Genomic DNA, 13,418 nt, shown 5'->3' with positions numbered 1-13,418 from the left:
GAAAAAATCAGTGCTGACAAACCGTTTGTCAGCACTGATCACCACAGTCATCATCACCAGCTAATCACTTATATTTATGCATATTATCTTTAATAGTGCTGAAGTGCTGACAAAGTACTAAAAATCTCTTGTATGCGAACGAAGCGAGTGGTTCAGACTTCTTCACCCTTCAGCGTTGCCGAACTTGCTTCAGTAATCTTCACCATCACAAAATCGCCGACACGGTGTGTACCGCGGTCGAACACCACCACGCGATTCTGCTCCGTACGCCCTACCAACTGTTCGCGGGAACGCTTGGAAACACCCTCCACCAGCACCTCGTACGTCTTGCCAATGCAACGGGCATTCGATTCTGCAGAAAGACGATTCTGTAAAGCAATAATCTCATTCAACCGGCGTATCTTCACCTCTTCAGGCACATCATCCGGCAGATGCTTGGAAGCATATGTGCCCGGACGCTCGGAATATTTAAACATGAAAGCAGAGTCATAGCCACACGCTTCCATCAGAGAAAGGGAAAGTTGATGGTCTTCTTCCGTTTCGGAATGGAAACCGGAGAAAATATCTGTAGACAGACCGCAATCGGGGACGATACGATGGATAGCATCCACACGTTCCAAGTACCATTCGCGGGTATATTTGCGGTTCATCAGTTTCAGGATACGCGAACTTCCGCTCTGCACCGGCAGATGAATATGCTTGCACACATTGGGAACCTGCGCAATCACTTCCAGCGTTTCGTCGCTCATATCCTTGGGGTGCGAAGTAGTGAAACGAACACGCACACCCGGCGCAGCCTCAGCCACAGTGCGGAGCAACATAGGAAAAGTTACCACCTCACCGTCCGGCTTTTCAAAACGGTAGGAGTTGACGTTCTGCCCCAAAAGTGTGACTTCTTTATAACCTTTTGCCACCAGGTCGGACACTTCATTCAGGATACTTTCCACATCACGACTACGCTCCCGCCCACGGGTATAAGGGACGATGCAGTACGTACAGAAGTTATTACACCCGCGCATAATAGATACGAATCCGGAGATGTGATTACCACAGATACGAGAAGGAATGACATCCCGGTAAGTCTCCGTTGTGGAAAGCTCCACATTGATGGCTTTTTCGCCTGCTTCAACGGCAGCAACCAAATCAGGAAGAGTGAGATAAGCATCAGGACCTACTACCAGATCAACATGGTGATTAGTAATCAGATCATCCTTTACGCGTTCGGCCATACATCCCAACACACCTACAATCAGATTGCGTTTCTTCTTCTTGAGCGAGTGGAAAAATTCCAAACGATTCAGAATCTTCTGCTCTGCATTGTCGCGAATGGAACAGGTGTTCATAAACACCGCATCCGCTTCTTCCAGCGTGTCTGCTGCAGAATATCCCGCCATCTGCATCACAGAGGCAATTACTTCACTGTCTGCCACGTTCATCTGGCAGCCATAGGTTTCGATGAACAACTTCTTGTTGTCATCAGCAGTTGCAGATTTAAAGTCTGCTCCCGTTACATTTTCCATAATTTCTTTTTTTACTTTCGGCTGCAAAGATACGTCTTCAGCACTAATTTACAGACGAAATGGGAAAAAAATAACACTCAATAGTTAGAATTTGAAGTGTTTCTGATAATTAATGTTAAGAGACTAAACATTTTCAAGAGAGTTATTTGGCATAGTTGGAATTATTTCACAAATTTGCGTAATGAAAGAAACATTAGATTTTTTCATAGTTAAGGTTTAGGTTAAAAAAATAAGGGGAGCTGTGAAGCTGCCCTTTTTTCATGCCTAAAAATTGGCTGTAATTCAGATAATTTAGTTATCTTTGGCGGTGAAAAACTTAAATGAGCATGGATGACATATTACAGTTTCTGTTAATCGCAGGCATAATCGTTATCGGAATTGTCAAGCAATTCAAGAAAGAAGCAAAAAAGAACGCTGACAACAAACCCGCTATGCCTATACCGGAAGAGGATATGGACGACACCGCAATGCCCATGCCGCAAGGTTGGGGAAAGACTTATGGCGGTTATATTCCCGAAGGACCTGAACAGGAATTGAAACCGGCTCCCATCGCCAAAGAGGAATATCAATTCTCTGCATCGAAGCATATTTTCGGAGGAGACGCTGCGGATGCACATCCCCAGCATGTCGCCGCTCCGCCGAAACAGAAGATTTCTCCCCCTCCATCCACTCCACAAAACCCCGCTATTGACTCCGAATACTCCATTCATTCGGCAGAAGAAGCACGAAAAGCTATTATCTGGTCGGAAATACTACAACGGAAGTATTAATTAATTGAGAATTGAAAATGAGAAATTAAAAAATGAGAGTTACATCTTCAGTAACTTATGAACTGATACACAGAAAAAATAACTAAATATATTATGGCATTCAATTACATCTCGGCAGCGGAAGCTGCAAGCCTGATTAAACATGGCTACAACATCGGCTTGAGCGGATTTACTCCTGCAGGAACAGCCAAAGCCGTTACGGCTGAATTAGCAAAAATAGCAGAAGCAGAACATGCAAAAGGAAACCCTTTCCAGGTAGGTATCTTCACCGGTGCCTCTACAGGTGACTCTTGCGACGGCGTACTTTCACGCGCCAAAGCTATCCGCTACCGTGCTCCTTACACCACCAATTCTGATTTCCGCAAAGCAGTGAACAGCGGAGAAATCGCTTATAACGACATCCACTTGTCTCAGATGGCGCAGGAAGTTCGTTATGGTTTCATGGGCAAAGTGAACGTTGCCATTATTGAAGCTTGCGAAGTGACTCCCGACGGCAAGATTTATCTGACCGCAGCCGGTGGTATCGCTCCTACCGTTTGCCGCCTTGCCGACCAGATTATCGTAGAACTGAATGCTGCCCACAGCAAGAATGCCATGGGGCTGCATGACGTATACGAACCACTTGATCCGCCTTATCGCCGCGAAATTCCTATCTACAAGCCGAGCGACCGCATTGGCCAGCCTTATATCCAGGTAGACCCGAAAAAGATTGTAGGCGTGGTAGAAACAAACTGGCCGGACGAAGCACGTGGCTTTGCCGATGCAGATCCGTTGACCGACAAGATTGGTCAGAATGTAGCCGACTTCCTGGCTGCTGATATGAAGCGTGGCATTATTCCGTCAACCTTCCTGCCTCTGCAATCGGGTGTAGGCAACATTGCCAACGCTGTGCTTGGTGCACTGGGACGTGACAAGACCATTCCAGCATTCGAAATGTACACAGAAGTTATTCAGAACTCCGTTATCGGATTGATTCGCGACGGTCGTGTGAAGTTCGGTAGCGCCTGCTCACTGACTGTAACGAACGACTGTCTGCAAGGCATTTATGACGATATGGATTTCTTCCGCGATAAATTGGTACTCCGCCCGTCGGAAATCTCCAACAATCCGGAAATCGTTCGCCGTTTAGGTATCATCTCTATTAATACGGCTATCGAGGCAGACCTTTACGGAAACGTAAACTCTACCCACATCAGCGGTACAAGAATGATGAACGGTATCGGCGGTTCGGGCGACTTCACGCGTAATGCTTATATTTCCATCTTTACGTGTCCGTCTGTTGCCAAAGAAGGCAAAATCAGCGCTATCGTTCCGATGGTGTCACACGCAGACCACAGTGAGCATGATGTTAACATCATCATCACTGAACAAGGTGTTGCCGACTTACGTGGCAAAAGCCCGAAACAGCGTGCACAAGCCATCATTGAGAACTGTGCACATCCCGACTATAAAAATCTCTTGTGGGATTACCTGAAAATGACTGACGGTAAGTCTCAAACTCCACATGCCCTCCGTGCTGCATTAGGAATGCATGCCGAACTGGCGAAGAGCGGGGATATGAAGAATATAGACTGGGCACAGTATAAGTAAGCTACGAGTGACAAGCTACGAGCTACAAGTATAGATTAGTACGAGCTATAAGAAACGAGCTACGAGAGGTTTGCAATATTACAGCGCAGCCACTCGTAGCTCGTAGCTTATAGCTCGTCACTTAATCGCTTCATCGCACACCGCATCCTGAAAGGCACGCGCCTTAGCTCCTGAAAGTACATTCTGATTCATAATGGCAAAAGCAACCTCATGTCCGTTTGCCGCACGCAGATAACCTGCCAAACAGTTAATTGCCGTGAAAGAGCCTGTCTTGGCATGTACATTCTTATAAGAGAGGCTTCCGGGTTTCATCCGGTATTTCAGTGTACCATCCACACCCCCGATGGGCAAAGCCTTATAGAGCTTTTGAAAAACCTCCGTGCGTGAGTAGGCAAACCGGAGGAAGGAAACCAGCAAATCGGGAGAGATATAGTTATAGTTGGAGAGTCCGCAGCCGTCGGCCAGTTTATAGTAATCCGCATCTTCCCCCAAAGCCTTTATCTGTTTGCGGATAGCGACAAGCCCGTCTTCATCGGAAATACGCTTCTTACCGGTGGCTTGTGCACCCAAACGGCAAAGTAAGGCCTGAGCATTCAGGTTATCACTTTCTTTCATAATCTCATTGACAACGTCCTGAATGGGGGTTTCAAACAGAGCCATTCGCACAGAAACACTATCTTTTTGCAATTCATTAAAAGCATACTCCGCAGGGCATTGGACACCTTTCGCTTGCAAACGCTCAAGGAAAGTATGCATAAAGAAATCCTGTGAAGAATAGATATTAACTGTACCCGTCCGCTTATTTTCCACATTTCCTTTAATAATTACATTGTTACCATTCTGCAACCAATCGCGGGAAACACCGAAACGTCCGGCAGAAGGAGTACGGGATTTCGTTTCATTCGTTACGGTATAATAAGAAGAAACAGGAATACATTCTATATTTGCCGTATCGCCTTTTACACCTGGAGATGCAGTTATAGTAACCAGACCTTTATTCAACATTAACGGCGAAAGATAGGGCTGGTAGGAAGCCGGAGTATCATCCCATGCCCAGCCACTTCCCCAGTAAATGGAGTCCTTCATAGAAACATCGCCATATACATTACCCGCTATCACAGAGAAAGGAAAACGGCTCACCCTGTTTACCAGCGAGTCCAAAGCCTCATCATCAAATTCAGGGTCATAACCACCGACAACATACAGGTCTCCCTTCAACGTATCCTGTTCAATCACTCCCTGGTACCACACTTCTGTCCTGAAAGGCTCATCCGCCTCGGGACGGGCAAGGGCGGTGATGGTAGTCAACAGCTTCATGGTAGAAGCCGGACGGGAGAGTTTATCCGACTGATAGGTGTATAAGGACTTTCCCTCAGTCAGGTCGTATATGGATATGCCGACATTGGAGCCGGCGGGAAGTTTATACTTAATCAGGGTATCCAGACGGGAAGAGAGGCTCTTAACATTCACATTTTGTCCCCACAATGTTGCAGGGACAAACAAGAGGGAAAGAGCAAGCAGCAAAAGATATTTCTTCATGTTCATTTTATTACGAATGCTTTTCAAACTTTTGCCAGATGAGCTTTTGCAACCGGCTTTTCAAACTTGCCTCCACATGCGCGACAGACGTATTCCCAATGATTGTTTCCCGGAGGAGCAGCCGCCAGCATAGAAGCAATGGCCGATATAACAGCCCTTACGCGATGCTCCTTCTTCAACACGAACTTAATATCGGACGAGCCACAGAAAGGACAATATTTCAATTGTTCCGGTATCATCTCATTCTGTTCCAACAACCGGATGGCAGCTTCATAATCTGCTTCGTCAACCAGGATATCCACTCCCGCAATGTTATTGATATATCCCCGCAACAACGTGGACATATTCTCGTTATGAAGAAGGGAAGAGATACCTTCATTCTCCAATGCTCCCTGAATGATATGCGCTTGGGCGGCATCATTACAAGTCATTAGTTTTACAGTCTTCATCGTTATAATGCCTCTTTAAAGATTTCAGAAACCGTGGGATGGGGGAAGATGATTTTCTTCCATTCCGTAGTAGTCAGTTTCAGCTCGATAGCCATGCCTGCCAGGGTGATGATTTCGGAAGCCGGATTGCCCAATACATGTGCACCCAATATGGTTTCATTATCTGATATCAAAAGTTTGCAAACCCCGTTCACGCCTTCATTCTCAGCTACAAAACGACCGGAATAAGCCATAGGCAGCTTCACTATGCGATAGTTGATACCTTTTATCTGCAAAGCTTCTTCCGTCTGCCCTACTCCTGCTATTTCAGGATTGGTATACACCACTCCGGGAATAGCCCAATAACTCATGGCATCTTCCTTTCCAAGGATGGCATGTACGGCTACTTCCGCCTCACGTACGGCTGTATGGGCCAGCAAGGAAAACCCCGTCAGGTCACCACATACATACACACCCGGAACGGAAGCCCGCATTTGCTCGTTCACGCAAATATTCCCCCGTTCTGTTTTCCGTAAATCCAGATTCTCCAGTCCGAAGCCCTTTGTAACCGGACGACGACCTACACTCATCAATAATTTATCGGCAAGTACGGCACCGACTCCTTCGGCATCCTCATAATTAATCTGCACTTGGGCTTGTCCGTCTTCGGAAGAAGCCTCAGCAAGAGACACCACTTTCGTACTCAGCATAAACTTAATTCCCCGTTTGGCATACTCCGCACGCAGCAGGGCGGAAAGTTCCTTATCCATACCTCCCAGGATTTCATCGAGCATCTCGATGACAGTGACCTGCACTCCCAGGCTATTGAAGAAAGAAGCAAACTCTATACCGATAACCCCGCCACCGATGATGGCAAGGGATGCGGGAAGTTCTTTATTGTCCAACGCATCACGGTGGGTCCAGAAAGGCACAGTATCTACTCCGGGAATAAGAGGGATGAAAGTTTCCGAGCCGGTGCAAAGAATCAGATTCTCACATTCGTAAGTTTCGCCACCACACAGCACGGTATTCTTATCAATAACGGTAGCCTCTCCTTGCACGATGTTCACTCCGTGGGTGGTCAGTTTACCCTTTACACCCAGCACCAGCTTACGCACCACTTTTTGTTTGCGAGCAATAATCTTAGGCAAATCAAACGAAACTTCAGGAACATTGACTGCATATTTGGAAGCATGACGCGCAGCATCATACGTTTTTGCCGAATACAATAAAGTCTTGGTAGGGATGCAGCCTTCATTGAGGCAAACTCCACCTAAACTTTGTTTTTCAAACAATACTACACTCAGTCCGGCTTTTCCGGCAACTTCGGCAGCAGTGTATCCTGCAGGACCTCCACCGATAATGGCAACTTGGTATTTCATAGTTTCTATTTATTTATAGGTATATTGCAATTCAAGTCCGGGATTTTTTTCTTTAAGCGCGGCAATCAGTCCTTCCGGGTCGGCAGGCGTAATCGGGAAAAAGCCTTTCTTCAACCCATTCTGATACCTGACCACCATCTGGCGGGTGCGCCATTGCCATCCTTTGGTGGACGGGTTATAGTGGATACTGGTCACTCCGGTTGCCTTCTGGACTACACCAAACATTGTTTTCGCCCAAAGGTCTCCATTCTCTTTAACGATATATTTCCGCTTGTAACTACTGAATATATAGGGAATGGCCACAAAGAATCCACATAAAGCAGATACCTCTTTAACGAACAGGTATATACCGCATATAGTGATAAGAATACATAATGTTCCCCACTTCTCAACAGTAGTCATCCCTTTTGATTTGAATATCTTTTCCATAAATACAAGGTTAATTTGTAAACTGCCTGCAAGTTAATAAAAACCTCCCTTATCTGCACAAAAGAATTACCCTTTCTTTGTCTTTCCCACTAAAATACATACCTTTGTTTGCAGCAATTCTAAACAACTTGCGTCTAATAAACAAAAACTATTCGGAAACGAAAGAAACGAAAGATACATGAAACTAACCAACGCACTCCAAACGCTGTTACTTTCCACTATCATCCTTTTCGGCGGCACAGCCTGCGACAACGAAAACGATGAACGCATATCCTCTACGGGAGAGGTCCTCATAGAAGGTGACCAAAACTCCATAGAAATCCCGATGACCAGAACCAACTGGAAGGTGGCTTCAGTTACTTATCCGGATGGAGGCATCATGTCGGACGAAAACGGTTATCCTGTACAACTGGAGGGTATGGGGACTGTACGGTTCCATTGGGGGTATATTATCCGCGATAAAGCCGACGCACTGACCATACAATTAGAAGATAACTTCGAAGGAAGGGAACGCGGAATGATTATCAATCTGAGCACCTCCAAAGGACTTTATTCGGAGCAAATCCTCGTCCGGCAGAAAGAATGCACCAACTTCTACCAGATAGAATCCTTCGTCTATCATCTGGAAGAAGGCGACGGAGTACAAGATATAGGAACACAACCCTGGGGAATCAACTGGATAGATAAATCTACAGATAAGGAAGAAACCAGAAAGATGTCCCTCTACCCATTCTATAATGCTTATGTGACATATAACTTCGGATATGATGTTTCGGAGCCTTTCCAGAATTGGTTTCCCCAAGAAGAAAACGGCTATGTGGATATGCCTGAAGACATCGTGAACGGAAAGATTATCTTCGAAAAAGAAAAAAGGCCATTCACTTACAGAGGCATTTACTACAGCGAGTTAAGAGAAGTAAGTTTTGAGGTAGATTTGGTTACCCAGAAGAAAAATGCATACCGTGCCGATATCTATTACAAGCGCTTACTGGTGAGCTACACCCTGACCTTGACAAGGTCGGGCAGTGACACAAGGAAAGTCATCCAGGGAAAACTGTTGAAGGAATCTCCCTATGACTGTTCGCCGATACGTCACGAAGTCACTGACCTGACAGGCGATGAATAAACGGCAGTTTTTCCGCAATCTCCTCCCGGCTCACGGTAGGAGGTTACCCCTCCATCAGCTTACGGCACACCAAGCCACCCACCTGCACCGGACGGCAAGCAAACTCTCCGCTACCGGCACTCTTGCGGCCGGAGCAACAAGAAAGGCATACTGCCACGACGGACAGTACACCTAACTTCATAATAAACATCAGCTTCATAAAAACAATATGCAAAAACACTAATCAACCTCTTCCTGTTCATAAGGCAAAAGTTCATAAACATCATCAAAATAGCTGGTTTCCAAAACACCCGTCAGTACAAAACCACGTCTGCTTCGCTCCACGGAGTTAATGGGCGAAGTGGGCTTCAGCAATTCCTATATTAATCTGAAGAATGGTAAAATGCACTATCTGGAAGTCAGTGCAGGGACGAGCTTTCCCATCCGGTATTCTTATCTTTCATTGGGGGCCACGTGGCGGAAACAAATGAATTCACGTAGTAGTCTGATGCAGGACAACCGCTTTAGTGTGAATCTGAATATTACGTTCGGAGAAAGGTTGGCAAAGTCGAAGCTAAGATAGAAAGGGGGGGGACGACTTAGTTTTGGCACTTCACATTCTTTTATGAAGTATAGGCGGGAAGTACTCTTCAGAATAAGGGGGGGGAACTTCAAATCGGAGCGGATTTGAACAAGGCAGGCATTCATTGCGCAGCTCAATGCTGAAAGCCTTAAGTTGTGCTAAATCATCATTTGTTTCTTTTCTCTTCAGTTATAAGTTAAGTGATAATGAATGATCAGCTGCGCTGTGCCTCTGACACAACGATTAAAGCACAGAATAATTGGAAATATAGCTCTTTAGCTTCTTCCGGTAAACATCCCCGATAGGAATACTTCTCTTTTCCAGAGCAATCTTATTGCTTTCTATCGTACGAATACAATCTTTGCGGATAATGAACGAACGGTGTACTCGTATAAATTCATCGGGAGGCAGTTTCTCTTCCATATACTTCATACTGCACAGGCTCAGCACAGGCTTCGACTCATCCTTACTATAAATCTTCACATAGTCACCCAACCCCTCGATATAGCATATCCTGGACATATCCAAACGGATAATCCGACTGTCGGACTTCACATAAAGCACCTTAGGCTGTTCCGTTTGTGCCTTTTCGGGAAGAAGCGTAAACGGCATTCCTGCCTCACCCTTGAGGCTGAACCAGCGCGAAGCCTTGTTCACCGCTTCAAAAAAGACGAGAAAACTGATTTCAGATACCAGATAATCCAGCGCATCCAGGCGGAAGCACTCGGCAGCATAACGGGGAGTATCTGCAATAAATATAACACGGGTGGAAGGAGAAAGCAATCTGCTGAATTCCATTCCGTTGATTCCCTCCATTGCTTCCTGCTGAATCCCTACAAAGTAAAGGCTTACCTTGTTTTCATAGTATCCCTTCAACGCCTCAATGGGATTGCTGTACTCTCCACACAAAGAAAGAAAAGGCGTCTTGGCAATGAACATCTCCAATTGTTCACTCACCTGTCTGTCGGTATGCAAAATAGCACAAGTCAAATTCATCATCATTTCTCTTATTTTTGAAAATTAGACGAACGACTTTCCGGAAGACTGCAAAGCCGGGACCGGGAATTAATATTTCTTCACCGAAAAGGGACTTCTGTTAACAAGGACTTACACCTGCGGCTTTTCCTCGCGTAAACGTTCGGTAAGAGTTTTTATAAACATCTCTTCCTTCACCGGAAGCAGCACGGCGCATTTCCCCTTCGTTCCGTAACGCACCAGCACATAGCGCATCACAGCAAAACGCCCTATCTTCATGGACGAAGCCCGTTCTACGGAAATAATATCTTTCAGGAGAATCTCCTTCGAACGGGTGAAACGCCCGAAATAGAGGATGAGGCGCCCATCCGCCGTCAGCGTGTAGGTGGTATGAATGAGACGCTCTATAGCAATAATGAGCAGCAACATGAAAATGATAGTCAAAACGGCATGCTTCATCCACATTTCATGAATAGTGACTGCCGTTGCTATCAGCAAAAACAAATATTGCCCTGCGGCAATGCGGGCATGGAAGATACGGTTCATTGAGTCTGATTTTGCCGCTAAGATAGGTGTTTTTTATGAATGAGGGGAATTATCTTTCCAATATCTCCCGTAGTTTATCCGCCAGCAACTTCTCTTCTTCCAGTCTCATCTTCCAGCATACTGCCTTGCGAAACATATATATCTGCTCCGCTGACAAACAAAACAATTGCTCAATCTCATCCGCCGACTGCCCCAGGGCAATCAGCATACAAAGCAGTTCTTCATCTTTCGTAATACCGGGAACGTGTTTCTGCACTTCTTTTATGAAGCCCGGATAATGAAAGATAAATATCTCACGGAAAACAGCTCCGCGCGCTCCGCACAACATATCTTTCGAAGCATAAGGCGACTCATCGGAAATCATTTCTATCAAAGCCTTGCTAATCTCTTTCATGCATAATCGTGCCATCTTTTCCACTTTATTTATTGAATTGGTTAGTTGTTTATCACCGTACAAAATTGCAGAAAGTATAAGATTAAACCATGAATTGCCAATATACAATCTGATATACAAAATTGTATCTCCCTCATTATCAACCTCAATAAAATGCAAAAAATAGAAGAACTACCTATTCATATTTAAAAATGGAATCGTATCTTTGCCTGACAAACAAAACAAACTCTCAAACCATGAAAATAAAAATACTTCTGTTATTTCTTATATTATCGGTGGGAGCCTGCACCACAAATTCACATTCTGCGGATAGCCATGATACACAACAGTGGCAACAAACCATCATGCAACTGAATACATTACTAAAAGAAAGGAAACACCAGGCTGCCATCGACGAAGCCAGGCAAAAGATGACCGAGCTGCTAACCCTGACAGGCAGCACCGAACCCAAAGACACACTGGTCAAATATGCCCGCCAGATACTCAGCCTTTCTTATTTCAGCTATCTGGCAAGCAAACAATTCCGTCCCGGTACAGAATATCTGGATAGCCTCAGCAGCAATCCCTTCCTCCAACAATATTGCATGCACGAATTACTGTCCACCAGGGCAGGCCTGCATCAGATGCAGGGAAATAACCGGATAGCCATCCAACTGGCAGATGAGTATATGCAACTGCCCGAATATGACGATGCCAACCGCTACATTCCACAGGCCGAGATAGTCAGTGGCGTATATATCTATTCCGGCAATGACGTTCCTCAAGCCATCCGGTTGCTGGAACGGGCAATGGAATATTACCACAATGGAGGAAAATTCCACAATATGCTCCGCATCATATCCCGCCTGGGCATCTATTACCGCCTTGTAGGAGAGTACGAGAAAGCCGTAGCCACCAATCAGGAAGCCATCAACAGTTATACCGACAGCATAGCCCCGCCTAACATCGTGATAGCCTACGGCGAACAGGCCAACCTCTATGCCGAACTGGGCATGTACGACCGTGCCTTGGAACTAAACGCAAAAGCACAGCACTATTCACTTCTGAAAGACAGCTTCGGCCTGGGCGACCTGTATCGCTATCGGGTGGAAATATTCCGTAAAATCCGGGAAAAGGACTCCGTATTCTATTATCTGGATAAAGCCGGGAAAGTTTCAACCCAACAGAAAAGTTTTAAAGGAGTGTTCGTCAACAAAGTACTCACAATAGATGCTTACTTGGACTATCCGGATTCTGTGCAGAAAGCATTGCAGCTTGCATTAAGCATCTGTCCGGACAGCATCCGCATGCCTCAATGGGCCAAATATGAATTAAACCTCCAGTTGGGACGCGCCCTGTTGGAAACAGGAAAAGCGGCACAAGGAATACCTCTCATAGAAAATGCCGTACAGGGATTTGCCCAAATGGACATGGTTGGAAAGGAACATGGCGCCAACCGAATACTGATGGACTATTACCGGAGCACAAGGATGGACGATGATTTCCTCCGTTGCTACGACCGCCATTACGCCGTTGCCGACTCCCTGCAAATGGATGAAAAGATACGTGCCGTTGCCGCCGCCAACATCCGGTTTGATGCCGAACGCAAAGAGAAAGAGAATAAACTGCTCTCTACACAAGTGGAACTGCAACAGCGTCGGTTATTCTTCAATATATGCATCTCCATCGCATTATTATTGTTACTTATCATTTCCATTGCCTACTTCATCACCAGAAAAAAAGCGAACCGCCTGCTATTGGAAAAGCGTAGACAAGAAATACAGAAACTAATCGTCCGTCAGCAGGAACTGAACCGACACAACGAGGAGTTGTCCAAACAGATAGAACAAATTATGGCAACCAACAATCTGAATACCATCAGTCAACTCACCGGGCAAAGCCTGCTCAGTAAAGAAGATGAGAATAACTTCAGAAAGTCATTTGCCGCCATATATCCGCTCTATTTGCCCAAACTGCGGGAGAAGTACCCACAACTGACACGCAGCGAAGAACTGCTTGCCATGCTCATCTGCATGAATCAGAGCACGGACGAGATAGCTCTGATTATGGGTATCAACCGGAACAGCGTCAATATGATTCGTTCACGCATGCGAAAGAAAATAAACCTGACAAAAGAAGAGTCGCTGGACGAAGTCATCAAGCAATACTTATCATAAA

Annotated in this window: 13 protein-coding genes and 1 pseudogene; 5 read left to right on the top strand and 9 right to left on the bottom strand. The window is 45.6% G+C overall.

All coding sequences use genetic code 11. The features are described from left to right. Positions 1 to 152 precede the first annotated feature (152 nt). Entirely contained in the window at positions 153 to 1,520 is a 1,368-nt protein-coding gene (miaB, locus tag HMPREF9447_RS12210; protein ID WP_009130044.1) for a tRNA (N6-isopentenyl adenosine(37)-C2)-methylthiotransferase MiaB, read from the bottom strand. Between the two features lie 326 nt (positions 1,521 to 1,846). Here miaB and HMPREF9447_RS12205 point away from each other — a divergent pair, with 326 nt between their 5' ends. Next, on the top strand, positions 1,847 to 2,290 hold the full coding sequence (locus tag HMPREF9447_RS12205; RefSeq protein WP_044138161.1) for a hypothetical protein: 444 nt from the start codon (positions 1,847 to 1,849) through the stop codon (positions 2,288 to 2,290). 93 nt (positions 2,291 to 2,383) lie between these two features. Beyond that, positions 2,384 to 3,880 carry an acetyl-CoA hydrolase/transferase family protein gene (locus HMPREF9447_RS12200; protein ID WP_009130042.1) on the top strand — a complete coding sequence of 499 codons (1,497 nt, stop codon included), beginning with the start codon at positions 2,384 to 2,386 and terminating at the stop codon, positions 3,878 to 3,880. Positions 3,881 to 3,997: 117 nt separating this feature from the next. On the opposite strand, the gene dacB is transcribed toward HMPREF9447_RS12200, so the two are convergent. From dacB to HMPREF9447_RS12180, 4 genes are read right to left on the bottom strand one after another with little or no spacing between them, the layout of a single operon-like run. Beyond that, positions 3,998 to 5,419: a D-alanyl-D-alanine carboxypeptidase/D-alanyl-D-alanine endopeptidase gene (gene dacB / locus HMPREF9447_RS12195; protein ID WP_009130041.1), complete on the bottom strand. Its 1,422-nt coding sequence runs from the start codon at positions 5,417 to 5,419 to the stop codon at positions 3,998 to 4,000. 23 nt (positions 5,420 to 5,442) lie between these two features. Then, the gene (locus HMPREF9447_RS12190) at positions 5,443 to 5,868 is read right to left on the bottom strand and encodes a putative signal transducing protein (protein ID WP_009130040.1); all 426 of its coding nucleotides are present in this window, start codon (positions 5,866 to 5,868) and stop codon (positions 5,443 to 5,445) included. A gap of 2 nt (positions 5,869 to 5,870) precedes the next feature. Continuing rightward, a complete protein-coding gene (gene lpdA / locus HMPREF9447_RS12185; protein ID WP_009130039.1) occupies positions 5,871 to 7,229 on the bottom strand; it encodes a dihydrolipoyl dehydrogenase in 1,359 nt (452 codons plus the stop codon). 9 nt (positions 7,230 to 7,238) lie between these two features. Next, the gene (locus tag HMPREF9447_RS12180; RefSeq protein WP_009130038.1) at positions 7,239 to 7,658 is read right to left on the bottom strand and encodes a hypothetical protein; all 420 of its coding nucleotides are present in this window, start codon (positions 7,656 to 7,658) and stop codon (positions 7,239 to 7,241) included. Between the two features lie 178 nt (positions 7,659 to 7,836). On the opposite strand from HMPREF9447_RS12180, the gene HMPREF9447_RS12175 reads away from it, so the two are divergent. Next, the gene (locus tag HMPREF9447_RS12175; protein WP_009130037.1) at positions 7,837 to 8,784 is read left to right on the top strand and encodes a hypothetical protein; all 948 of its coding nucleotides are present in this window, start codon (positions 7,837 to 7,839) and stop codon (positions 8,782 to 8,784) included. A gap of 43 nt (positions 8,785 to 8,827) precedes the next feature. Here HMPREF9447_RS12175 and HMPREF9447_RS28795 read toward each other — a convergent pair whose 3' ends face one another. Then, on the bottom strand, positions 8,828 to 8,983 hold the full coding sequence (locus HMPREF9447_RS28795) for a hypothetical protein (protein WP_208860736.1): 156 nt from the start codon (positions 8,981 to 8,983) through the stop codon (positions 8,828 to 8,830). Between the two features lie 99 nt (positions 8,984 to 9,082). On the opposite strand from HMPREF9447_RS28795, the pseudogene HMPREF9447_RS12170 reads away from it, so the two are divergent. Continuing rightward, a pseudogene (locus tag HMPREF9447_RS12170) lies at positions 9,083 to 9,346 on the top strand (hypothetical protein); the annotation flags it as partial. 243 nt (positions 9,347 to 9,589) lie between these two features. Here HMPREF9447_RS12170 and HMPREF9447_RS12165 read toward each other — a convergent pair. The 3 genes from HMPREF9447_RS12165 to HMPREF9447_RS12155 form a co-directional block, all read right to left on the bottom strand. After that, positions 9,590 to 10,342 carry a LytR/AlgR family response regulator transcription factor gene (locus tag HMPREF9447_RS12165; RefSeq protein WP_009130036.1) on the bottom strand — a complete coding sequence of 251 codons (753 nt, stop codon included), beginning with the start codon at positions 10,340 to 10,342 and terminating at the stop codon, positions 9,590 to 9,592. Positions 10,343 to 10,453: 111 nt separating this feature from the next. Further along, positions 10,454 to 10,867, bottom strand: coding sequence for a PH domain-containing protein (locus HMPREF9447_RS12160; RefSeq protein WP_009130035.1), 414 nt, complete (start codon positions 10,865 to 10,867; stop codon positions 10,454 to 10,456). 49 nt (positions 10,868 to 10,916) lie between these two features. Further along, positions 10,917 to 11,276, bottom strand: coding sequence for a hypothetical protein (locus HMPREF9447_RS12155; RefSeq protein WP_009130034.1), 360 nt, complete (start codon positions 11,274 to 11,276; stop codon positions 10,917 to 10,919). A 221-nt stretch (positions 11,277 to 11,497) separates the two neighbouring features. Here HMPREF9447_RS12155 and HMPREF9447_RS12150 point away from each other — a divergent pair, with 221 nt between their 5' ends. After that, positions 11,498 to 13,417, top strand: coding sequence for a tetratricopeptide repeat protein (locus HMPREF9447_RS12150; RefSeq protein WP_009130033.1), 1,920 nt, complete (start codon positions 11,498 to 11,500; stop codon positions 13,415 to 13,417). Position 13,418: the final 1 nt, after the last annotated feature.

It is taken from the genome of Bacteroides oleiciplenus YIT 12058 (genome assembly GCF_000315485.1).
Taxonomy (GTDB): domain Bacteria; phylum Bacteroidota; class Bacteroidia; order Bacteroidales; family Bacteroidaceae; genus Bacteroides; species Bacteroides oleiciplenus.
This window is presented reverse-complemented; position numbering and strand designations above follow the sequence as displayed.